At 62.2% G+C, this 21,905-nt stretch carries 13 protein-coding genes, 9 tRNA genes and 1 riboswitch; of the genes, 11 read left to right on the forward strand and 11 right to left on the reverse strand.

Going from position 1 to position 21,905, the window contains the following annotated elements; all coding sequences use genetic code 11:
* Position 1 precedes the first annotated feature (1 nt).
* The 4 genes from AB5Y89_RS15545 (at position 2) to AB5Y89_RS15560 (ending at position 391) form a co-directional block, all read left to right on the forward strand.
* A tRNA-Gly gene (locus tag AB5Y89_RS15545) sits at positions 2-77 on the forward strand.
* A 24-nt stretch (positions 78-101) separates the two neighbouring features.
* A tRNA-Gly gene (locus tag AB5Y89_RS15550) sits at positions 102-177 on the forward strand.
* Between the two features lie 38 nt (positions 178-215).
* Positions 216-291: transfer RNA gene (locus tag AB5Y89_RS15555), tRNA-Gly, on the forward strand.
* Between the two features lie 24 nt (positions 292-315).
* Positions 316-391, forward strand: a tRNA-Gly gene (locus AB5Y89_RS15560).
* 553 nt (positions 392-944) lie between these two features.
* Here the strand turns inward: AB5Y89_RS15560 and AB5Y89_RS15565 are convergent.
* From AB5Y89_RS15565 to AB5Y89_RS15575, 3 genes are all read right to left on the reverse strand, one after another.
* Positions 945-1,154 carry a cold-shock protein gene (locus AB5Y89_RS15565; RefSeq protein ID WP_005297820.1) on the reverse strand — a complete coding sequence of 70 codons (210 nt, stop codon included), beginning with the start codon at positions 1,152-1,154 and terminating at the stop codon, positions 945-947.
* Positions 1,155-1,449: 295 nt separating this feature from the next.
* Complete coding sequence (locus AB5Y89_RS15570) at positions 1,450-2,109, reverse strand: LysM-like peptidoglycan-binding domain-containing protein (protein ID WP_010675484.1); 660 nt, start codon at positions 2,107-2,109, stop codon at positions 1,450-1,452.
* A gap of 99 nt (positions 2,110-2,208) precedes the next feature.
* On the reverse strand, positions 2,209-4,311 hold the full coding sequence (locus tag AB5Y89_RS15575; RefSeq protein WP_124244802.1) for a methyl-accepting chemotaxis protein: 2,103 nt from the start codon (positions 4,309-4,311) through the stop codon (positions 2,209-2,211).
* A gap of 263 nt (positions 4,312-4,574) precedes the next feature.
* Between AB5Y89_RS15575 and gltX the strand changes: the two genes are divergently transcribed.
* The 6 genes from gltX (at position 4,575) to AB5Y89_RS15605 (ending at position 6,926) form a co-directional block, all read left to right on the forward strand.
* A complete protein-coding gene (gene gltX, locus AB5Y89_RS15580; protein ID WP_368224112.1) occupies positions 4,575-5,990 on the forward strand; it encodes a glutamate--tRNA ligase in 1,416 nt (471 codons plus the stop codon).
* A gap of 383 nt (positions 5,991-6,373) precedes the next feature.
* Positions 6,374-6,449: transfer RNA gene (locus AB5Y89_RS15585), tRNA-Ala, on the forward strand.
* Between the two features lie 28 nt (positions 6,450-6,477).
* Positions 6,478-6,553: transfer RNA gene (locus tag AB5Y89_RS15590), tRNA-Ala, on the forward strand.
* A gap of 63 nt (positions 6,554-6,616) precedes the next feature.
* A tRNA-Ala gene (locus AB5Y89_RS15595) sits at positions 6,617-6,692 on the forward strand.
* A gap of 48 nt (positions 6,693-6,740) precedes the next feature.
* Positions 6,741-6,816 (forward strand) — tRNA-Ala (locus AB5Y89_RS15600).
* A 34-nt stretch (positions 6,817-6,850) separates the two neighbouring features.
* A tRNA-Ala gene (locus tag AB5Y89_RS15605) sits at positions 6,851-6,926 on the forward strand.
* 757 nt (positions 6,927-7,683) lie between these two features.
* On the opposite strand, the gene AB5Y89_RS15610 is transcribed toward AB5Y89_RS15605, so the two are convergent.
* Complete coding sequence (locus AB5Y89_RS15610) at positions 7,684-9,825, reverse strand: ExeM/NucH family extracellular endonuclease (RefSeq protein ID WP_368224113.1); 2,142 nt, start codon at positions 9,823-9,825, stop codon at positions 7,684-7,686.
* Positions 9,826-10,118: 293 nt separating this feature from the next.
* Positions 10,119-10,202, forward strand: a riboswitch (cyclic di-GMP riboswitch).
* A gap of 145 nt (positions 10,203-10,347) precedes the next feature.
* Between AB5Y89_RS15610 and AB5Y89_RS15615 the strand changes: the two genes are divergently transcribed.
* Positions 10,348-13,353 carry a glycosyl hydrolase family 18 protein gene (locus tag AB5Y89_RS15615; protein WP_368224187.1) on the forward strand — a complete coding sequence of 1,002 codons (3,006 nt, stop codon included), beginning with the start codon at positions 10,348-10,350 and terminating at the stop codon, positions 13,351-13,353.
* Between the two features lie 267 nt (positions 13,354-13,620).
* Here the strand turns inward: AB5Y89_RS15615 and AB5Y89_RS15620 are convergent, their stop codons facing one another.
* The 7 genes from AB5Y89_RS15620 to AB5Y89_RS15650 all read right to left on the reverse strand — a co-directional run bounded on the left by AB5Y89_RS15620 (position 13,621) and on the right by AB5Y89_RS15650 (position 21,375).
* Entirely contained in the window at positions 13,621-14,856 is a 1,236-nt protein-coding gene (locus tag AB5Y89_RS15620) for a lipopolysaccharide assembly protein LapB (RefSeq protein ID WP_042014300.1), read from the reverse strand.
* Between the two features lie 11 nt (positions 14,857-14,867).
* Positions 14,868-15,503 carry an energy transducer TonB gene (locus AB5Y89_RS15625; protein WP_180911405.1) on the reverse strand — a complete coding sequence of 212 codons (636 nt, stop codon included), beginning with the start codon at positions 15,501-15,503 and terminating at the stop codon, positions 14,868-14,870.
* 16 nt (positions 15,504-15,519) lie between these two features.
* Positions 15,520-15,927: a biopolymer transporter ExbD gene (locus AB5Y89_RS15630; RefSeq protein WP_010675476.1), complete on the reverse strand. Its 408-nt coding sequence runs from the start codon at positions 15,925-15,927 to the stop codon at positions 15,520-15,522.
* Positions 15,928-15,993: 66 nt separating this feature from the next.
* The gene (locus tag AB5Y89_RS15635; RefSeq protein ID WP_010675475.1) at positions 15,994-16,521 is read right to left on the reverse strand and encodes a MotA/TolQ/ExbB proton channel family protein; all 528 of its coding nucleotides are present in this window, start codon (positions 16,519-16,521) and stop codon (positions 15,994-15,996) included.
* A 10-nt stretch (positions 16,522-16,531) separates the two neighbouring features.
* Entirely contained in the window at positions 16,532-17,905 is a 1,374-nt protein-coding gene (locus AB5Y89_RS15640; protein WP_010675474.1) for a MotA/TolQ/ExbB proton channel family protein, read from the reverse strand.
* On the reverse strand, positions 17,902-18,666 hold the full coding sequence (locus tag AB5Y89_RS15645) for a DUF3450 domain-containing protein (RefSeq protein WP_041215710.1): 765 nt from the start codon (positions 18,664-18,666) through the stop codon (positions 17,902-17,904). The genes AB5Y89_RS15640 and AB5Y89_RS15645 overlap by 4 nt, the downstream gene beginning before the upstream one ends.
* 102 nt (positions 18,667-18,768) lie before the next feature.
* Positions 18,769-21,375 carry a TonB-dependent siderophore receptor gene (locus AB5Y89_RS15650; RefSeq protein ID WP_039040352.1) on the reverse strand — a complete coding sequence of 869 codons (2,607 nt, stop codon included), beginning with the start codon at positions 21,373-21,375 and terminating at the stop codon, positions 18,769-18,771.
* Between the last annotated feature and the right edge of the window lie 530 nt (positions 21,376-21,905).

The following is a 21,905-nucleotide window of genomic DNA, read 5'->3' on the forward strand; positions in this document are numbered from 1 at the left end:
TGCGGGAATAGCTCAGTTGGTAGAGCACGACCTTGCCAAGGTCGGGGTCGCGAGTTCGAGTCTCGTTTCCCGCTCCAATCACTTGCAGATGACATTCTGTTGCGGGAATAGCTCAGTTGGTAGAGCACGACCTTGCCAAGGTCGGGGTCGCGAGTTCGAGTCTCGTTTCCCGCTCCAAACAGTGTCCAGTAGATATGTGTAAGTGATATTCCGTTGCGGGAATAGCTCAGTTGGTAGAGCACGACCTTGCCAAGGTCGGGGTCGCGAGTTCGAGTCTCGTTTCCCGCTCCAATCACTTGCAGATGACATCCTGTTGCGGGAATAGCTCAGTTGGTAGAGCACGACCTTGCCAAGGTCGGGGTCGCGAGTTCGAGTCTCGTTTCCCGCTCCAATCTCTCTTCGAACCCTTCGAATTCAATCTCTCCCCCAAGTACACGAATCCAGTTTCTCAGTACCATCACTGCCGCGTCCTGTTGGTAGAGCATGATCCGTGCTTGCCAAGGCTGGGGTCGCGAGTTCGAGTCTCGTTTCCCGCTCCAATTTCTCTTCGACGTCCTCATAATCCCTTTGAATTCCCCATCACATCGCGCCGCGATGATTTGTCGTATCCGGCGTTTGCCTGTTTTCTCTCTTCCCCGCACATCCCAAGTCATAAGACCAAAATGTATTGCTTGCTAATAGCCTCCCGGAGATCGGGCACAACCCTTTGCGGTCGGCTAACAGGCTTGGCAGGGCCTGAATGACAGACAGTGGCTCGCTATAAGTTAAAACCGGGGCATTTAACCAAAGCTCATAATTTTGATTTATAGCGGCTGGTGGCGGCCATAAACGGCTTGCAGGTGGGGATGGCAAGCCCGGCAAGAGCTCTGTCGATCGGGGAGGGGAAATCGCGGGCAAAAAATAGGAGGGGCGATGGCTCCTCCTACGGGTTCACTGGCGCTGGCTCAGATAACGGTGACGTTCTCGGCCTGAGGGCCTTTTTTGCCCTGGGTCACAGTGAACTGGACTTTTTGACCTTCAGCCAGGGTCTTGAAACCTGCGCTCTGGATGGAGGAGAAGTGAACGAAAACGTCCGGTCCCTGGGATTGCTCGATGAAGCCAAAACCCTTGGTTTCGTTGAACCATTTTACTTGGCCGGTGCGAATGTCAGACATGTGGTAAGTCCTATCTATAACAAAATGAAACTAAGCCTGGTTGGGCAGCATTTGCCTGGAAGTCAGGGGTTGAAGCATGACTGACCACGTCTCTTTGTCCCAGTAGCATGTAGCACAATCCCTGTCTAAAGCCTGACCGATTGTACTGGAGCCCGATCCCTTGTCAATTTGGCACTTTTCATTTTTTGAGCGAGCTAAAAGTATTGTGAAGTCAGCAGTTTGTTTCATGCTTCACATCAAAAAAAACGGGAGGCCATGGCCTCCCGTCTGCATAAGGGGAAGTGGTCGAGCCCCCTTATTCCTTGAGGGCGAACCCTTCCCCCTGGCGGTCGTAGCGGTAGCTGACCTGACCCAGAGAGCGGACCTCGACCCGCTGGATGCGGCGGCTGGTGTCCACCAGGATGAACACCGACTTGCCCGACTGCAGCCGGGTCAGCGGCCTGTCCGGCCCTTCGATGGCGATGAGCCGGCTGAGCTCGGCCCCCGGCAACTCGAACTTGCGGAAGATGGAGTAGAGGGTCTCGCCGGCCTGCACGTCGTGCTGCAACCAGGTGCCATCCACTTTCTCCTCGACGGGCTTGGCGGCCTGGGGCTCACCGGCGTTGCCGACGGTCAGGGCCTGGGCCGGCACGGCCAGGGGGACCGCCAGGGAGCCTGACGGCGCCGTGGTCGGGGCGGCGGGGGCGGGCTCCCAGGCCAGCACCAGCAGCCAGAGCGGGATCAGCACCAGCAACCCTATGGTGTGTTTGCGGGGCAGGGGGCTTGCCAGCTTGAACGAGGCCGCCTTCGGCTCCTTGTTGCGCTGACCCAGGCCACTCATACCCTGGCCGAGACGCTGGCGCAGGGGCAGGGTAGCCGCGTTGATACGTTGGAGCAGGGTTCCTTGTGATTCGTCTTGGCGACGCTGCTGGGCTCGTCTGTTATGGCCACGTGGGCGACGGTCCGGGGTGGGCACGGCATTTACCTCTCACTACATTGCCTGCCATCAGGCAAATATGCCGCCTATGGTAAACGGACTCGCCCCCGAGGGGGAGAGTCCGGAGCATGAAAATTATCAGCTGAGACGAAACTGACCCAACAATTGCTGCAAACGTTCCGCCGCCTGACGCAAGGCCTGACTGGCGTTGGCCGTGCTGGTGGCGTCCCTGGCGATGTCGTTGGCCAGTGCGCTGGTTTTTGACAGATTGCCGGAGACGGTCTCGGAAACCGAGCTCTGCTCCTCGGCGGCGGAGGCGATCTGGTAGGTCATGTCGTTGATGGTGGCGATGGCCTGGAAGATGCTGCCGAGGGCCGCCTCCGCCTGATCCGCTTCCCCCACCGCCTGATGGGTCAGCTGCTGGCTCTGCTGGATGGCGTTGACCGCGTTGGTGGAGCTGTGGCGGATCTTGTCGATCAGCTCCTGGGTATTCTGCACCGCCTGCTGGGTGTTGCCCGCCAGCTTGCGCACCTCGTCGGCCACCACCGCAAAACCGCGCCCCTGCTCCCCGGCCCGAGCCGCCTCGATGGCGGCGTTGAGCGCCAGCAGGTTGGTCTGATCGGCGATCCCCTGGATGACGGTGAGGATGCTGGTGATCTGCTCGCTGTCGTGAGCCAGCCCTTCCACCACTTCGGCTCCCTTGCCTGCCTCGGCGGCCACCTTGTGCATGGAGTGGATCACCCGCTGGAAGCGTACCTTGCCCTCGTCCGCCGCGCTCTGGGCTTGCTTGGCGGAGTCGGCGGTGTTGTTGGCGTGGGTGGCCACCTCCTGGCTGACATAGGACATCTCCTGCACCGCGGTCAGCATCTGCTCCATTTCCGCCTGGTGATGCTGCAGGTTGTTGTCGGTCTGTCCGGCGATGCGATCGGTATCCCCGGCGTGGCGATGGACCTCGCTCGCGGTCTTCTGCACATCCCCGAGCAAGGCCTGCAGCTTGTCGATGAAGCGATTGATGCCCCGGGCCAGGGCCCCCAGCTCGTCCCGGGAGCGGGTTTCCAGGCGCTTGGTGAGATCCCCGTCGCCGTCGGCGATGTCATCCACCAGGCTCACCATCTGACGGATGGGGCCCGTGATGCTGCGGGCAATGACCAGCATGGTGCCAAGGGCCAGCACCAGCACCAGCAGGGCACCGATGAGCTGCTGGGTCATGGCGGCGCGGTTCATGTCGGTGAGCTGGCGTGCCAGCTCGTCCGCTCCCGCCAGCACCACCTTGTAGGGCAGGGTGACGATGATGGCCCAGTTGCGGGCCATGCCGGGCACCGCGATGGGCACCGAGATACGGAACGCGTCGGTGAGCTCCTGGCGCTGCACGTCCGGTTTGAGGTACTGCTGCCAGCCGTTGCCGAGCACCTTGTCGGCGCGGCTGCCGAGCAGGCTGGCGTCGCCGCTGGTACCGGTGATGACGCCGGCGGCGCTGACGATCAGGGTTTCCCCCTTGCCGTCATAGATGTTGCTGTTGAGAGACTGGGCCTGACGGCTGATGGAGTCCACCGCCAGATCCAGCGCGGCGATGCCCTTGAACCGGCCATCCACCAGGATGGGGGTGGTGATGGTGCTCACCAGCACCTGCTGGCCGTTGATGTCCACCTTGAAGGGATCGATGAGGCAGGGGCGCCCCTCCCGTTTCGGGCAGGCGTAGTAGTCGTTGGCCGGGTTGCCGAACTCGTCCGGATCGCTCTTCTCGATGGAGAGCAGCAGATCGCTGCCGATCTGATCCTTGTCGCGGTAGAAGTAGGGAACGAAGCGCCCCTTGTCGTCACTGCCGAGCGCGCTCTGGCCTGCGAAGCTTTCGTCCTGGCCGTCGAAGCCGTTGGGCTCGAAGCCCGCGAAGGCGCCATAGAGCTGGGGCTCCAAAGCAAGCTGGGCCTTGAGCAGATCGGTGGCCTGCTGGCGATCCAGCGGCAGTTTTCCCTCCTGCTGGCGGGCGAAAACGCTGGCCATCTGCTGGGTGTAGGAGAGCCCCTTTTGCAGCAGCTGGGTGATGGTGGCGGCCTCGGCGCGGGCGTTGGCGCTCACCTTCTGCCACGCCTCCTGTTGCAGGGCTGCGCGGCTGGAGTCGATGGTGAGCTGCTGGGTCTGCCGGCCTGAATACTGGTTGAGCAGGATCAGGATGACCAGGGCCGTGGTCATGGCGACACCGGCCAGTACCAGGATACGATTCTGGATAGAACGAAACTGCATCGCGCGTTCCTTGTATCGTTGAGGGTTCGTTGACGGGGTGACTGAAGTATCGGCTGTGCGGGAGATCTCTCCAGCAACCTCGCCTAGCTAAGCGGGAAAAAAGGGAAAATTCTGAGACATCACTCTAAAACAGCGGTTTTTGCGGGAATAGACCCTATTTTCCCCTCTGCCTCGCCATGGTTTTCCCATCCGTCATTGTCGGTGCTAAAATGCGACGGTTTTTTTAACGAATTGGCCCAAGGCCCTCTACACAAGGCTTAAAGATGAAAGTCAAAACCCGTTTTGCTCCCAGCCCGACCGGCTTTTTGCATGTCGGCGGTGCCCGTACCGCACTCTATTCCTGGTTGTTTGCAAAGAACCAGGGCGGTGAGTTTGTGCTGCGTATCGAGGATACCGATCTGGAACGTTCCACTCAGGAGGCCATCGACGCCATCATTGAGGGCATGGAATGGCTGGAGCTGAACTGGGATGAGGGCCCCTACTACCAGACCAAGCGCTTCGATCGCTACAACGGCCTCATCGACGAGATGCTGGCCGACGGCCGTGCCTACAAGTGCTACTGCTCCAAGGAGCGGCTGGAAGCGCTGCGTGAAGGCCAGATGGCCAACGGCGAGAAGCCCCGCTATGACGGCAAGTGCCGGGATGGCGCCCACGATCACCCTGCCGATGCGCCGCACGTGATTCGCTTCCGCAACCCGACCGAAGGCTCCGTGGTGTTCGATGACCACGTCCGTGGCCGCATCGAGTTCGCCAACACCGAGCTGGACGATCTCATCATCCGCCGTACCGACGGCGCGCCGACCTACAACTTCTGCGTGGTGGTGGATGACTGGGACATGGAGATCACCCACGTGGTGCGTGGCGAAGACCACATCAACAACACCCCGCGCCAGATCAACATCTACAAGGCGCTGAACGCGCCGGTGCCGGAGTTTGCCCACGTCTCCATGATCCTGGGTGACGACGGCGCCAAGCTCTCCAAGCGCCACGGCGCCGTCTCCGTCATGCAGTACCGCGACGACGGTTACCTGCCGGAAGCGCTGCTGAACTATCTGGTGCGTCTGGGCTGGTCCCACGGGGATCAGGAGATCTTCACTCTGAACGAGATGATCAAGCTGTTCAGCCTGGATGCCATCTCCAAGTCCGCCTCCGCCTTCAACACCGACAAGCTCTTGTGGCTGAACAACCACTACATGCGCAGCCTGGATCCGGCCTATGTGGCCAAGCACCTGGCCTGGCACATGGAACACCAGCAGATCGACACCAGCAATGGCCCGGCGCTGGCCGATGTGGTCACCCTGCTGGCCGAGCGCTGCAACACCCTGGTGGAGGTGGCTGCCCAGAGCCGCTACCTGTTCGAAGAGTACGAGGCCATCGACGAAGCCGCTGCCAAGAAGCACCTGCGCGGTGTGGCTGCCGAGCCGTTGGCTCTGGCCAAGGCCAAGCTGGCGGCCCTGGAGACCTGGACCACCGAGGCGCTGCACGAGCTGATTGAAGCGACCGCTGCCGAGCTGGGTCAGGGCATGGGCAAGGTCGGCATGCCGCTGCGTGTGGCCGTCACCGGTCTGGGTCAGTCTCCTGCCATCGACGCAGTGATGGCGCTGGTGGGCAAGGAGCGGGTCCTCGCCCGCATCGACCGCGCCCTGGCGTATATCGAAGCGCGCATGGCCGCCGAGTAAGCTTGCCGCCGCACATTGCCGTCACCGGTCTGGGGTAATCTTTCCCCTGCCATCGACGCAGTGATGGCGCTGGTGGGCAAGGAGCGGGTCCTCGCCCGTATCGACCGCGCTTTGGCGTATATCGACGCGCGCATGGCCGCTGAATAAACATCGGCCATGGCATGAAAAGGGCTCCCTGACGGGGGCCCTTCGTATTTTGGCCTCAAGCGGATTTGCGACGTAAAACAGCGACATAGCGACGAGGTTGGCGATAAAAACAGCTAACTGTCTGAATTTTGACTAAACGCTCCAGCGGGCGAGAATTTTGGGTTGACAGCAAAGCGGGTGATGCCTATCATGCGCCTCCGTTGCCAGAGATAACTTTGGTAGCGCCGAGGTGAGTTGGGGTTATAGCTCAGCTGGGAGAGCGCTTGCATGGCATGCAAGAGGTCCGCGGTTCGATCCCGCGTAGCTCCACCAAATTCTCCTCGTACAATCTGGAATCCAAGGGGTTATAGCTCAGCTGGGAGAGCGCTTGCATGGCATGCAAGAGGTCCGCGGTTCGATCCCGCGTAGCTCCACCAGGTTCCCGATTGGCATGAAGTACCCAGGGCAGTGCGGTGTGTATCACCCAGGCCGACCTTTGTGGGGTTATAGCTCAGCTGGGAGAGCGCTTGCATGGCATGCAAGAGGTCCGCGGTTCGATCCCGCGTAGCTCCACCATTATTGAGGGTGAATGGCTGCCAGAACCATTCATTCAGTACCGAATTTGGGGTTATAGCTCAGCTGGGAGAGCGCTTGCATGGCATGCAAGAGGTCCGCGGTTCGATCCCGCGTAGCTCCACCAAATTCAGAGTGATTCAGTGTCACTCACACACATCGGGGTTATAGCTCAGCTGGGAGAGCGCTTGCATGGCATGCAAGAGGTCCGCGGTTCGATCCCGCGTAGCTCCACCATCTTTCGCAAGAAAGCACCAAGGCCACCGCATCGCGGTGGCCTTTTTATTTACCTGTCATTTGGATCTCCCATGATCTCGCCCTTTGCATTTGTCTGGCAAATGGCGTTTCACCCTGTCCGCGAGGGCATCAGCGGTCCTGGCCGCCGCTGACGGGGGTGAGGGTGGGGATTGGCGCCGATGCCGCCATGGCCATGGCGCGGGCTGCGCGACGCCATCCTCTGCCGTGTGGTGGTTGGTTCGTTCGGCAACCTGCGATGGTGCTTCACCCTGTCCGCGAGGGCATCAGCGGCCCTGGCCGCCGCTGACGGGGATGAGGGTGGGGATTGGCGCCGATGCCGCCATGGCCACGGCGCGGGCTGTGCGATGCCATCCTCTGCCGTGCGGCGGTTGGCTCGTTCGGTAGCCTGCGATGGCGCTTCACCCTGTCCGCGAGGGCATCAGCGGCTCTGGCCGCTGCTGACGGGGATTGGCGCCGATGCCGCCATGGCCATGGCGCGGGCTGCGCGATGCCATCCTCTGCCGCGTGGCGGTTGGCTCGTTCGGCAGCCTGCGGGATACGCTATCCGGCCCCTGGTGTCAGCACCGGGTTTCCCCATCGACAGGGTGCCAGCCCCCCGGGAAAGGGGCGGGTGGGGCAACAGGGCATTTATTAATCCCATGATGTGGCCCTTTGCATTTGTTTTTCAAATGGCCATGGCACAAAAAAAGCCCGCGATCATCGCGGGCTTTGCACCTGGCATCGAAGATGCCGCGTCTTAGCGACGACGCCGCCAGGCGAGCGGCAACAGGGCCAGCAGCAGGGCGCCCATGGCGCCGCCACCCCCCTTGCTCGCTTCCTTGAGCTTGAGGTCGACGATGACGGGGTCGTGGTCCGAGGCGCTGAAGGGGTTGTCCGACTTGATGAGATCGCCGGTGTAGGCGCTGCCATATTCGAACAGGTTGCTCTCGAAGGAGTTGATGTGCCAGTCGGCTACCGCCACCACCTTGTCAGCCAGCGCCGGGTTGGCGAGGGCGTAGTCCAGGGTGCCGAGCTCGGCCTCGTAGCTGTAGGAGATGGCCTTCTCCTGGTTGAACTTGACGTTCAGATCCACCAAGCCGTAACCCTTGGCCACCGTCTGGCCCATCTGTTCATAGGGCTTGTCGCCGATGTAGGTGTGGGAGGCGGAGCGGATCTGGCGCTCCCCCGCGATCGGCACATAGTCGGTCAGCACCCGGATGGGATCCTCCTTGGCGTAGGAGTTGAAGTCCCCCACCAGCAGCACCTGGCCCGGCATCTTGCTCACCGCCTCCCCCAGCACCTTGGCCGCGCTCACCCGAAACTCGGTGCACTTGCCCTGCAGATCCGCAGGCTCCGTCTTGCCATCCCCGTTTTCATAGCAGCCCGACCCCTTGGACTTGAGGTGGTTAACCACCAGGGTCAGGGGGGCGTCGCTGCCCGCCACGGTGAAGCGCTGGACCAGGGAGTCCCGCTGACCGGCGCTCTTGGTGACGCCGCCCGTGGTGTAGCGCTGCTGGGGCAGGGGGATGACGTCGGCATCCCCGCTCGGGGTGAGCAGGGCGGGGCGGTAGATCATGGCCACCATGATGGCGTCGCCGCCAAAGAAGCGATCCTCCGTGAGCAGGGCCTTGGGCAGGGTGACGAAGGCGTAGTGCTTGCTCGCCTCCTTCTGCCTGGCGTTGAGGCTCTCCACCAGATCGTGGAGGGCGGCGTGCTCGTCAAAGCCGTTGTTCTCCATCTCCATCAGGCCGAGCAGGTCGGCGTCCATCTCGGTGATGGCGTTGACGATCTTGGCGCGCTGCAACTGGAACTCCTCCAGGCTCTTGGCGCCGCGGTTGCAACCCTTGGCGCTGTCCGCATCCGCCTGATCCGCACAGAGCACGTTGAGGGCGCCCCCCACGCTGGAGTGGCTGGTGAAGTAGTTGAGCACGTTGAAGCTGCCGATGCGCAGGTCAGTGCCATCCACGCGGGCCGGGGCGCTCTGGCGGTCGTTGTCGCCGGTGCGCAGCAGATCCCCCGCGGTGATGGTCTGATCCCGGGGCACGATCAGGCGGTACTCGTTGTAGCTGTAGCCGACCATGGCCTCCAGATTGATCGGGGCATCGCCGATGCGCAGGTAACCCTGCTCCGGCTCCCAGGCGGGCAGCCAGGGGAGCTTGCCGTCCCCCGCCTTGAAGTCCGACTCGAGGAAGACGCGGTTGCTGGCGTTGGCCTCGGCCAGCGCCACGGCCTCGGGGCTGCTCGCCACATGGCGCTGGGTCGGCTTCATCAGCGGGGCGCCGTGAGCGAGCACCAGGTTGTTGCGCCGGGCGGCATAGTCGTAGCTGAAGTTGCGGCTTATTTTGAGGGCGCTGTCGGCGTCGAGGCGCACCCGCATCCCTTCGTGACGCTCCAGGGCTCGGGCCAGGGTTTCCCCCTCCAGTACCCGCAGCGCCGTGGCGGCCGGGGCGTCGCCCTGGGCCAGGGTTGTCAGGCGCGGCGTGCTGCCGTCAAACAGGGGCTTGAGCTGGGTGTGGCCGTAATACTCCTCGACCTTGGCCTCCAGACAGACCAGGGCGCCCGGCTGGATGTCCGGGTACTTGCTGGCGAAGTTCTTGTCATTGAGGTAGACGAAAATGCCGTCCGACGTCTCGGGGTTGCCGTCCCCCTGCACATCCAGCAGGTAGAAGCCCTTGTTGAGGCTTTCCCCCAGACCCGAGACTACTGCCTTGACCGAGACGCTCTGGGCGCTTTCGAACTGATCGTCCGGGACGAGGGGGCTCTTGTCGCCACTGCCCTGGATGGCGGGGATGGGGGTGAGGGCACTGTCGGCCGGGCAACTGAAGCCGGCGGCGTAGAGAGACGGGGACGCGAGCGCGAGCCCCACGGCCAGCGACAGCAGGGTAGGTGTTCCTTTCATGGGTATTCCTTTTTTTATTTTTGCCAGTGTTTCCATAGCCTTGGCATCGTGGCCAAGGGCGCGCATTGTCACATTTCTGGCAGCTCTGACCAGTGAACCAACGCACATTATGAGGAGACAAAGGAGCCCATCTGCCATTTTTTGACGTGGCTAACAGTTTGATATTGATGATCTATTTGTCATCAGGTGGGAGCGAAAAGTGTGAGGCGGCCAGCATTCACATATTTTCCTTCGAGAATAAAGATTGAGCAGTGGTCACTTGCTTCCTATACTCGAGCCGTTCCTCACGGAACCCAGGCAAAGGGCAAACCGGCAGTGATGCCGGGACGCAAAGCCTCCGATCTGTCCCATCCGGGCCAGACAGCGGGGTTACCCAGGGTGACTTGAGGGTTTGTGGCCCGTCCATGGCCTGTTGTCGCTCCCTTGTTCCCTGTTGCGATTGCGCTTTTCCCGGTATTGAAGCCAAGACAAAACAAGGAAGATAACAATATGCAACAGATCTTGAGGCCCAGCAGGCTTGCCATGCTGGTCGCCCTTGCGGCCGTCCCTGCCTGGGCGCAGGCCGCTTACCCCGCCTATCAGGCCGGCACCGCCTACAAGGCTGGCGACATCGTCAGCAACGCAGGCGCCCTCTATGAATGCAAGGAATTCCCTTACTCCGGCTGGTGCGGCGCGTCCCCCTATCACTACGCCCCCGGGGTGGGGGTGGTCTGGGCTGATGCCTGGAAGCTGTATGGTGGTGAGGTGCCGCCGCCGGCCCTGGTCGTCGCCATCGGCTCCCCCGCCGTGGGTGCCAGCGTCAGCGAGGGGGCCAGTGTGGCCCTGGCGGTGACGCTGAGCGGCCCGGTCACGGCGCTCGCCCGGGTGGAATACCTCATCGACGGCACCCTGGTCGCCACCGCCACGGCTTCTCCCTGGAGTGCCAGCTGGTCTGCCGCCGGTGCGGGCGCTCACGCCCTCAAGGCACGGGCGCTGGATAAAGACGGCAAGGTGCTGAGCGAGGCGGATTCGAGCTTCAAGGTCGCCGCCGTGGTGGCGCCAGAGGCGCCCAGGGTGAGCATCGCAAGCCCCGCCGCCGGTGCCAGGGTAACCCTGGGCCGCGCCCTCACCGTGAGCGGCAATGTCACCGACGCCAATGACGACGTCGCCAAGGTCGAGCTCTTCGTGAATGGCCAGAAGGTGGGCGAGGACACCAGCGCCCCCTGGCAACTGAGCTGGACGCCCCAGAACAAGGGGCTGACCGGCCTCAAGCTGGTGGCGACCGACAAGACCAACCTCTCTGGCGAGTCGGCCCAGGTGGACGTGCAGGTGGAAGAGGCGGCGCTGCCCCCCACCGGCGGCAACCTCTCCTGCGACGTGCGCCAGATTTACCGCGCCGACGGCAGCGAGTGCATGGGGGATGACCACGGCCGCCGCGTCATCGGGTATTTCACCTCCTGGCGCACCGGCAAGAACGGCCTGCCCGCCTACCTGGTGAGCGACATTCCCTGGGACAAGATCACCCACATCAACTACGCCTTCGCGGCGGTGGACGAGCAGAGTCACACCATCAAGGTGGATGACGCCGCTACCAAGCTGACCTGGAACGGGGTGCCGGGCGCCGAGATGGATCCGGAGTTCGCCTATCAGGGTCACTTCAACCTGCTGTCCAAGTACAAGAAGCAGTACCCGGACGTGAAGACCCTCATCTCCGTCGGGGGCTGGGCCGATACCCGCGGCTTCTACGCCGCCACCACCAAGGGCGACTGCTCGGTCAACACCGCCGGCATCAACGCCTTTGCCGACTCGGCCGTGGGCTTCATCCGCCAGTACGGCTTCGATGGGGTGGATATCGACTACGAGTACCCCACCTCCATGAAGGATGCGGGCAACCCCAACGACTTCCCGCTCTCCAACCAGTGTCGCGGCAAGCTCTTTGCGAACTATGAAGTGCTGATGAAGACCCTGCGCAACAAGCTCGACAGCGCCGGCACCGAGGACGGTCGCAAGTACATGCTGACCATCGCCTCGCCGGCCTCGGCCTACCTGCTGCGCGGCATGGAGAACTTCCAGGTCACCCAGTACCTCGACTACGTCAACCTGATGACCTATGACTTCCACGGTGCCTGGAACCACTTCGTCGGTCACAACGCCGCCCTGTTCGACAACAAGGCGGATCCCGAGTTGTCCCAGTGGGGTGTCTACACCCAGGCCCAGTTTGGCGGCATCGGTTATCTCAACTCCGCCTGGGCGGCCCACTACTTCCGTGGTGCCATGGCGGCGGGCAAGATCAACATAGGAGTGCCCTATTACACCCGTGGCTGGCAGGGGGTCACCGGTGGCACCCACGGTCTGGGTGGCAAGGCGGCGCTGCCGAGCCAGAGCGATTGCCAGCCGGGCACCGGTGGCAGCACCATTCCGTGCGGCAACGGGGCGGTGGGCATCGACAACATCTGGCATGACCTTGACAAGAACGGCAAGGAGATTGGCGGTGGCGCCGTGCCCATGTGGCATGCCAAGAACCTGGAGCACGCGGCCAGCCTCGGCATCACCACCCTGCCGAGCTACGGCCAGGCCTGGGGTCTGGATCCCAACAACCCGGCCCACGTGATGCAAGGCCAGTATGTGCGTTACTACGACGACAAGGCTCATGCGCCCTGGCTCTGGAACGAGCAGAAGAAGGTGTTCCTCTCCACCGAAGATGAAGAGTCCATGGGTCACAAGCTCGACTACATCGTCAAGCGGGGCCTGGGGGGCGTCATGTTCTGGGAGATGGCGGGGGACTATGACTTCGACGCCGCGAAGAACGAGTACGTGATGGGCAGCACCCTCACCAGCCTCGCCTACGAGAAGTTCAGCAAGGCCGACAAGGCGGCCCTGAAGCAGAATGATCTGCCGGCTCCGGCCGCCCAGCTCGACATCGGCGTGAGCCTCTCCGGCTTCAAGGAAGGGGACTCCAACTACCCGATCAACCCGACCCTCAAGCTCACCAACAAGTCGACCCAGACCATTCCGGGCGGCACCCGCATCGAGTTCCTGGTCCCCACCTCCACCTCAGACACCATCACCGACCAGAGCGGCATGGGGCTGAAAGTGGTGGAGAGCGGTGGCAACCAGAACTCGGACGGCATCGCCAATGAGAAGGACTTCCACAAGGTGGCTCTGACGCTGCCGGCCTGGAAAGCCTGGACGCCGGGCACCGACGTGGAAGTGGCCATGACCTACTACCTGCCGGCCGCCGGCGTGCCGAGTGGCATGCGCCTGATTGCCGGCAGTCAGACCATAGGCCTGAAGTCCGACTTCCCGGCCCTGGCCGAGGCGGTGCTGGGCAGCAGTGGCGGTGGTGACGGCGGCAGCGGTGGCACCACCTGTGCCAGCCAGAACGTCAACCCGGCGGACTACAATGCCTATCCGACCTGGCCGCGCGGGGATCACGCCAATGGCAACGACCGCATGACCAACGGCAAGGCGGTGTGGCAGGCCAACTGGTGGACCAGCAGCGAGCCCAAGGCGGGCGATGGCAGCTGGAAGCTGGTGTGCAGCTACTGATGACCGTTTGAGCGGCAGGCCGGCACTTTGCATGGCCTGTTCTCTCGCAAGGCAATGACCCAATCCGGAGCCCAGGCTCCGGATTTTTTTGTGCCTTGTATCAGGAGAAGGAGGGGAAAATGGCAGGGGCGGTGCCATAAAAAAGACCGCTCCGAAGAGCGGCCAATTGCCACCAAGGCAATCTGCGGGGTGACCCCCTTGTCGATGTGTCGCGGCCCGGATGCCGAGTCGGGGAGATCCCCACCCCGCCAGCCGGGCCGCGCAGCTTTATTGGGTGACGGCGCCGCCCTGCTGCTCTTTCAAGAAGCTGATCCAGGGGGAAGCGCGACCACTGACGTTGCCATTCTGGGCAGCCTGAGTGAAGGCAGAGAGCGCCTCCTTGGGCTTTTGCTGCTCAAAATAGGCGACCCCGGTCAGGAACTTCAGATCCGCCCGTTGCTCGCCGCTGGCGTTGGCGGCAGGCTTGGCGGCGAAGGCCACCAGATCCTGGTAGCGCTTGCTCTGGATCATCATGCGCGCCATCTTGAGCTGCAGCTCGGCATTGGGGGCCAGCTTGTAGGACTTGGCCAGGGTGTCGATGGCCGGGTCCAGCTCCTTGGCCTGATGCCAGTAGTTGGCCAGCGTCTTGTAGTTGGCCGCGGTGCTCTCGATCTGCCCCTCCTTCATGGCCTTCTCCATCACGCGGGCGGCGCGGTGGGGAATGCCGGCGAAGGCGAGGTAGTTGGCGAGCCGCTGCAACTCGTTGGCCTCGGTCAGCATGCCGAGGTTGTAGGCCCCTTCCAGTGCCGCCAGGGCCTTGGCATCGTTGCCCGCCTGCATGTGCATGGCCGAGAGCTGGGTCCAGTACTTCTTCTTCTCCGGGTAGCGGTCCACCAGGGCGGTCAGCACCTCGGTGGCCGGCTTGTACTGTTTCAGCTCGTAGTGGGCCGCCATCTTCAGCAGGTACCAGGACTCCGGCGCCTTGCCCGCGGAGAGCTTGATCGCGTTGTCCACTGCCGGAATGGCTTCCCGGTACTGCTTGAGCTGCACATGGGCGTTGGCCAGGGTGATGTAGGCGTGCGGGGTCGGCTTCTCGTCCTTGCCGAGGTTTGCGAACCACTCCTTCATGGTGTTGATGGAACCCTTGAAGTTCCCCTCCGCCATGTAGAGCTGGGCCAGGTTGTAGCGCACCTGCTGGGCCACCGGGGGCGGCAGGCCGCCGGTGGCGATGGCGTCGGCGAAGTACTTGGTCGCCTGACCGTACTTCTCCTGCTGCGCCGCCACGAAGCCCAGGGTCTGCAAAATGACCCCCTTGTCGTAGACCCGCTCGCCGGCGCCGGACAGCGCCTCCTGCAGCTTGGCATTGGCCTCGCCGTATTTCTTCTCGGTGATCAACGCCTGGGCCTTGTTGACCGCGCGGTAGGCGCGGTCAGACAGGGCGGGTTGTTCGGCGGCCCAGGTGGCGGTGCTTAGCAGCACCGCCATGGCCACCGGGGCGAGGATCAGGGTATGTAACTTTTTCATCGCCACCCTCCTTAGTTGGTCGCAAACTCGATCTCTTGCTGCATGCGACTGGCCTGCGGCTTGCCGTCCACCATGGCCGGCTTGAAGGTCCACTTGGCGATGGTCTGGCGCGCCGCCTTGCCGAGGTCATAGCTGCGGGGCTCTTCCTTGACGATGCGGATGTTGCTCACGGTACCGCGCTCGGTGACGGTGAACTCCACCAGCACCTTGCCGGACGCAAGACCGGCCAGGGCCGCCTTGCGGGGCATCATGGGCTCGAAGGTCGCCATCGGGATGGCGCCGTTGTTGCCGCCCATGCCGCCGCCACCGCCGCCGGTGCTGTAGGCACCCAGGGCGTTGCCGCCACCGATGTTGACCGGGATGTCGAGTTTGGGCATGTCCATGGGGGAGCTCTCCATCTTCGGCCTGTCCGTGCTCGCCACCTCCATCTCGGGCGGGGGCGGCGGGCGTTTCGGGGGCGGCGGTTTGGGCAGTTCCCGTTGTTTCTCTTGCAAGGTCTCCTGAGGCTTGAGGCGGATGAAGTCGGTCATGGTGACGTCCTCCCGCTCCGTCAGCTCCCGGTGATCCGGCGTGATGAGCTTGTTCATTCCCAGAAACAGGAAGAACACCACCACGCAGGAGACCGCTAACGATATCAGGTATCTCATGGCATTCGCTCCGGCATCAGCTGCTCTTGTCGGCGGCGATGGAGATGTTCTGGACACCGGCCATGCGGATCTGGTCCATGACCTGCACCACCAGACCGGAACGGGATTCGCTGTCGGCCTGGATCACCACGGCGCTTTCCGGGTTCTCCGCCCGCAGCCGCTCGATGTTGGCACGCACGGCACCCACTTCGACGATGCGCTTGTCGACCCAGACCTGGCCGTTCTCGCGGACCGCGACCATGATGTTCCCCTTCTTCACCGTCTCGGCCGTGCTGGCGCTCGGGCGGTTGATCTCCACGCCGGACTCCTTGACGAACGAGGTGGTGACGATGAAGAAGATCAGCATGATGAACACGATGTCCAGCATGGGTGTCAAATCGATGGCCGCCTCGTCAGCACCGCTGTCGCTGTGACGTTTTCTCATGGCAAAAACTCCTTGCTTGTTCTGTGCCCCGGCGGGCATGGCCCGGCCGGGGATGTGCATCCTGCATCAGCCGTGTTTCAGGTTGTCTTCCAGCTTCTGCACGGCCAGCTTGGCCTTGTGATCGAGCCGGCTGACAAAAAACAGGCCGGAAAGGGCGGCAATCATGCCCGCCATGGTCGGAACCGTCGCCTTGGAGATCCCCGAGGCCATCGCCCTGGGGGAGCCGGTGCCGGTGATGGCCAGGGTGTCGAACACCTGCACCATGCCTACCACGGTCCCGAGCAGCCCCATCAGCGGGCAGAGGGCGATCAGCACCTTGATGACCGGCATCCCCTTGTCCACCGCCATGGCGACCCGGGAGACCAGCTCGCGGCGGATCTGCCTGGCGGACCAGGAGAGGTGATCGGTGCGGGCCAGCCAGGCCGTCTTGGTCTGTTTCACCTGCTGGGGATAGACCGCCATGAAGTAGAACCAGCGCTCCAGCAGTAGGGCCCACATCATCAGGGTCAGGAAGAACAGGGCGACCAGCACGTCGCCCCCCAATCCCAGAAACCGGCGGACCGACTCGACTTCTTCAATCAACCAGAACCACATGGGTGACTCCTTAGGCTGCGGCTTTGGCGGCGTGCAGACGTTCCTGATAACGGGCAACGAAACCGGCGCTCTGCTCTTCCAGTACCTGGATCAGACGGCGGCTCTGGGTCTGCACGATGGTGTAGAGGAACAGCATGGGCACGGCCACGACCAGACCCTGCATGGTGGTCACCAGGGCCTCGGAGATACCCCCCGCCATCAGCTTGGGATCGCCGGTACCGAACAGGGTGATGGCCTGGAAGGTGGCAATCATCCCGACCACGGTACCCAGCAGGCCCAGCAGCGGGGCGACGGAGGCGATCAGCTTGATGAGGCTGATGCCCTTCTCCAGCTTGGGCACGTTGCGCAGGATGATCTCGTCGAGCTTGGATTCCAGATCCTCGATGTTGTCACCCCGGTGATCCTGGTAGGCTCCCAGCATCTCGCCGATGGGGTTGCCCTTGATGATCTGCTCGGATTTCAGTTGCTTGCGCATGGCACCGCCGATGAGGGAGAGACGGGCACCGCAGAACAGGGCCAGCAGGGTACCGATGACACCCAGCGCCAGGATCACGTAGCCCACGGAGCCACCCTGATCGATGCGCTCCTTGAGGGTCGGCGACTGCACCAGCAGGGAGAGGATCACGCCGCGGGACGGGTCGATGAAGATGGGTTCGACGCTGCCGCCACCCTGTTCAAACTTGGCGACCGGTTCCAGCACCGCGTTCTCGGGCTGGCGGGAGAGTTGCTCGAACTTGCCGGTCTCCGGCACGAAGGTGAGGTACTTGCCTTCGGAGACGGTGTTGAACTCGCCTATCTGGGTCACGGTCTTCTGGGCCTGGTTGCCCTCGCCGTAGACCACGGTGGCCGGGATCTGGCTTACCTTGCCACCGTCGACCATGCGGCTGAGGGTGGTGGTCCAGAAGGCGGTCAGGTCATCGCTGGAGGGCAGCTCCTTGCTCTCGGCCAGGCGAGTCAGCAGGGCGGTCTGCTCGGGATGTTCGACCCGGCGGGCGGAGGCATTGAAGATCCCCTTGAATTCACCGGCGAACTGGCGCAGCACGCCAAACATCTCGCCCATGTTGCCGGAGCGCTGGCGCAGGGTTTCGGTCAGCTCGGTGAGCTGCTTGTCGTTGGCATCGAAGGTGGCCTTGAGCTTTTCGCCCCTGGCGACTTCGGCGGCGAGATCCGCCTTGGCCTTGGCGAGCAGGGCCCCTTGTTCGTTCTTGTCAGCCAGGAAGCGGGCTTCCCGCTCCTTGTTGAGCTGGGATTCGCTGGTGCTGGCGGCCTTGACCTGATTGAGCAGGGCGTTGAGATCCACCGGCTTCTCGGCGGCGGTCACCGGCAGGGTGACCAGGGTAGCGCCCGCGATCAGCGAGGCGATGGCAAGTTTGATTCCTTTCATGATGCTTTCTCCGCAGTTTGAACCGGCAGCTTGATGAGGGCGGGGGGCGCCTGCTTCTTCGCGATGCGAAGGCCTTGTTCAACCGCACTGCGATACTCCTGGGGCAGTACTTCCCACTGGCGGGTCTTCTTGTTCCACATGCCGGTCTCGTTGCCATCCGGGGACTGGTAGAGCAGGGCGATGCGGCCGACGCGCAGGAACTCGTAGGTCTTCTCGTCCCCATCCTTGTCCAGGCTCGCCTTGTAGGCTTCGATGGTGCGGCTGAAGCCCTCCTCGATCTGGTAGGCCTCGAGGATCTTGCGGTACTTCTCGGAGATGGTGACGTCGGCCCGGTTCATGAGATCGGTCAGGGCCGCCACGCGGTCCTCACGCTCCACCTTCTGGAACGGCAGGTCCAGGGAGACGAACTGCTCGAGGGAGTCGATCATCTTGAGCATCAGGGGCACCACTTCGGTGCTGGTCTGGTCGATCTGGGCGATCTGCTTTTGCATGGAGGCGAGTTCGGCGCTCTGGGAGTCGACCATCTTGCCCACTTGCTCGTTGTAGGCGCGCAGGCTGTCCACCTGGCGCAGGGCGGCCTTGTACTGGGCCAGGGCAGACTCGGCAGACTCGGCGTAGCTGTCGATCTTCTGCTGGGAAACTTTGGATGCATTGTCGGTGGCGGCTTGAGCGTCCACGGCCTGGCTGGCAGAGGCGGCACTCAGATTGAAGCTGGTCAGCAAGGCAGCCGAAATCAGGCTGCCGAGGAGCGCTTTCTTCATTGTAATTGTCCTTGTCTTCATAGGATTACCCTATCTCCGTAACTTCCTTGGGACCTTGGGCAAAGCCGGCCCGAACGGGCCGGCTTGTGGTTTGCTGGTGGATTAGAACTTCTGGCTGTAGTCGAGGTAGTAGATGCGACCGTCGATGCTGTAGAGCTCGTCGTCATAGGTGAAGCCATCGCTCTCGAGGGACGGGCCCACGTTGAACATGTTCTTCACGCCGACCTGGATCTTGCCGTTCCAGGGCGCTTCCACGCCGACGTTCAGGTTCCAGGTGGTCTGGGACGCGATGTGGCCCACTTCCTCACCGGTATCGGCGATGTAGTCCTGGCTCTGGGAGTCGATGTAGTTCGCACTCAGGTAGGTATCCATGTTCCACCATTGGGGAACGTTGACACCCACACCGGAGCTGAAGCGCATCTGGGGCAGACCGTTCTGGCCGATCTTGTCGATGATGGGACCACCGGCGTACAGACCTTCCTTGTATTTCAGGATGTAGGTACCGCCCAGGTCATAACGCACGGTGGCGTAGTTCAGGTCGTAGGTGTAATCCACCTTCAGGTCGAGGCCGGAGGTCTCGAGGGTCCCCAGGTTGACCATGGGTGCGATGGCGTTGCTGATCTTGCCCTGGCTGTTGCGGGTGATGCTGCTGGAGCTGCCGCTGTTCAGTTCGTCATAGATGAGAGACTGCAGGGAGTTCAGCTGGATCACGTCCTCGATCTTGATGGTGTAGTAGTCCAGGGAGAGGTTCAGGTCATCCACCGGGCTGTAGGCCACCCCGAAGTTCCAGGTGTCCGCGGTCTCTTCCTTCAGATCCTCGTTGGAGGTACGGGTGGTGTCGTACTGGCGGTTCGGGCAGTCAGCCGCGGAGATGCCGTTGGCCTCGCAGTAGACGTAATCCTTCGCCCAGTCGGCAGAGAAGGAGTCAGCCGAGTAGAGATCGCTCAGGCTGGGGGCGCGGAACGAACGGGACCAGGAGGTGCGCAGCATCAGGTTGTCCAGCGGCTGGTAACGCAGGCTCGCCTTGGGGGAGAAGGCGCTGCCGAAGTCGCTGTACTTGTCGAAGCGACCGGCCACGTTCAGCTCGATCTGCTCGGTGATGGGCACCAGGGACTCGATGTAGGCGGCAGTCACGTCACGCACGCCACCGGAGGAGTTGCCGGAGGAGCCGATGATGTTGCCGGCTTCGGACTGGGCGTCGTATTTGTCGGCATAGACCCAGTCGTTGTACTCGGCACCGGCGTACCAGCTGACCGGACCGGCCGGCAGTTCACCCATGTCCCACTGGACACCGGCGTACCACTGGTAGAAGTCCATGGTGGAGCGGCGGCTGGTGTCGGCGGCCATGGAGGCCGTGGTGGAGGCGTCGAACTCGCCACCGACGAACTTGCCGTCGGCGACCGCCTGCTGGGCGGCGGACTTCAGCACGTAACCGGTGCCGTTCTCCTTGTTGTCGGTCTTGGAGTACATGTAGCCGGCGTTCCACTGCATGTCGCCGACGCTTTCGGTGGCGATGGTGCCTTCGAAGCCGAGGTTCATGCTGCCGGTGGTGTCGGTGACATAGTTGTCACGGGGGCCGACGTTGCTGAAGCGGTAGTAGGCGTAGGCAGCCTCACCCAGACCCTGGGTGGCGGCGGCATCCAGGCCGTTGTCGGCGAAGAACTGGGCGTTCTTCGGGTTGGCCGGGTCAATGGTGAAGGCACCGGCGGCCGGGGCGAAGCGGCCGAAACTCTCGACCCGGGAGCCGATGATCTGCGGCACGAAGTCCACGTTGTCGTTGATGTGGTAGCGACCGTTCACGTACAGGGTGTCACGGCTGCGGGAGGCCGTGGTGGCCGCGACCTGGCCGTAGTTGAAGTTACAGCCGCCCTCGAACCCGACGAAGGGCTCCTTGCATGAGCCGTCGGCATTGGTGGCGCCGGCCAGGGGGCCGTATTTCCAGATGGGGTCGCCGTTGGCGTCAAGACCCGTGATCCCTTCCACGTTGCGGCCGTAGGGGCTGGGGGAGTCGTTGCCCTGTTTGGAGAGATAGTCACGATCCCGGGCGTAGATGACGTCCTTCTTGTCGTGCTCGTAGACCGCCATCAGGGAGCCCTTCTCGCCGGCCACCCCTGCCACGATGGAGCCGCTCTTCTCGTCGCCGCCCTCTTCGCTCGGGGAGCCGATGCGGCCCTGGAAGTCCAGCCCTTCGTAGCCCTCTTTGAGCACCACGTTGATCACGCCACCGATGGCGTCGGAACCATAGATGGCGGAGCCGCCGTCCAGGTTGACCTCGACCCGCTCAACGGCGGCCATGGGGATGGTGTTGAGGTTGATGGAGGTGCCGCCCATGGTGGGGGAACCCGCTACCCGCTTGCCGTTCAGCAGAACCAGGGTACGCTCGGAACCCAGGCCGCGCAGGCCGACGGTGGATTGGGACTGGAAGGAGCTGCCGGAGGCAGGGGAGACGCCGCCAAAGGAGTTGTAGGAGGCTTGCTTGAGGTAATCGGCGACGGTCTGCTGACCGGATTGCTCGATTTTCGCCTTGGTCACGGAGACGACCGGGGTGGCGCCTTCCACATCGACCCGGGAGATCCGCGAGCCGGTGACCTTGATTTTTTGCAGTTTTTCTACGTTCTGGCCCTCTTCGGCCAGGACAGGGGTGGCCACAACTGCCGCGCTCGCCAAGGCAAACGCTACGGCAGCAGAGAGTCTGCTTTTCCTAAGCATCGCTAGTATCCTTCCTGATTGTTTATTGTTTGCTTCCATTACCGCCCTCGTTGGAGCGGTGCGTAAGGCTTATCAAGGTTTGGTGATGGACGTCAAATGGAGCGGCGGGGATGGGGGCAGTAGAGGGAATTAGATGGGAATATGCACTTGATGGAATATTTTTGGCGTTTTATTCCGTAAATGTCGCGTCAACTTATGTAAAGATGTTGTTAAGTTCGATTTTTACAATTTTATTGATTATTTTTGAACTTATCGATAAGTCGCTTGTCACTCCAGTGTCGATATCGAGAAAACGGTTTTTTGCAGTATTTTCATCTGCTTTTGTGGCGAGAGCGTTTTCCGGGGAACGGAGGGTGGGGGCGGCTATCCCTCTTCTTTTATAGGTAAATGAGAAAATAACCCGACTTGTTCTTAACTTGTTGATTTTGTTCTGCTTGGTATGGATTAAAACACCTGTGTAATTAATTTTTTAATAATTAAAATCGAGTTTGACGGGTCGGCGTAGCAGTTTTTTATATTGAAGTTGGGTT

The sequence above is a fragment of the Aeromonas sp. s4 genome, from assembly GCF_040907855.1.
Taxonomy (GTDB): Bacteria; Pseudomonadota; Gammaproteobacteria; order Enterobacterales; family Aeromonadaceae; genus Aeromonas; species Aeromonas caviae.

Bases quoted from the DNA above. Each gene is read 5' to 3' on its own strand.
- AB5Y89_RS15565 (WP_005297820.1), bottom strand. From the start codon at position 1,154: ATGTCTGACATTCGCACCGGCCAAGTAAAATGGTTCAACGAAACCAAG.
- AB5Y89_RS15575 (WP_124244802.1), bottom strand. From the start codon at position 4,311: ATGCAGTTTCGTTCTATCCAGAATCGTATCCTGGTACTGGCCGGTGTC.
- gltX (WP_368224112.1), top strand. From the start codon at position 4,575: ATGAAAGTCAAAACCCGTTTTGCTCCCAGCCCGACCGGCTTTTTGCAT.
- AB5Y89_RS15610 (WP_368224113.1), bottom strand. From the start codon at position 9,825: ATGAAAGGAACACCTACCCTGCTGTCGCTGGCCGTGGGGCTCGCGCTC.
- AB5Y89_RS15615 (WP_368224187.1), top strand. From the start codon at position 10,348: ATGCTGGTCGCCCTTGCGGCCGTCCCTGCCTGGGCGCAGGCCGCTTAC.
- AB5Y89_RS15620 (WP_042014300.1), bottom strand. From the start codon at position 14,856: ATGAAAAAGTTACATACCCTGATCCTCGCCCCGGTGGCCATGGCGGTG.
- AB5Y89_RS15625 (WP_180911405.1), bottom strand. From the start codon at position 15,503: ATGAGATACCTGATATCGTTAGCGGTCTCCTGCGTGGTGGTGTTCTTC.
- AB5Y89_RS15630 (WP_010675476.1), bottom strand. From the start codon at position 15,927: ATGAGAAAACGTCACAGCGACAGCGGTGCTGACGAGGCGGCCATCGAT.
- AB5Y89_RS15635 (WP_010675475.1), bottom strand. From the start codon at position 16,521: ATGTGGTTCTGGTTGATTGAAGAAGTCGAGTCGGTCCGCCGGTTTCTG.
- AB5Y89_RS15640 (WP_010675474.1), bottom strand. From the start codon at position 17,905: ATGAAAGGAATCAAACTTGCCATCGCCTCGCTGATCGCGGGCGCTACC.
- AB5Y89_RS15645 (WP_041215710.1), bottom strand. From the start codon at position 18,666: ATGAAGAAAGCGCTCCTCGGCAGCCTGATTTCGGCTGCCTTGCTGACC.
- AB5Y89_RS15650 (WP_039040352.1), bottom strand. From the start codon at position 21,375: ATGCTTAGGAAAAGCAGACTCTCTGCTGCCGTAGCGTTTGCCTTGGCG.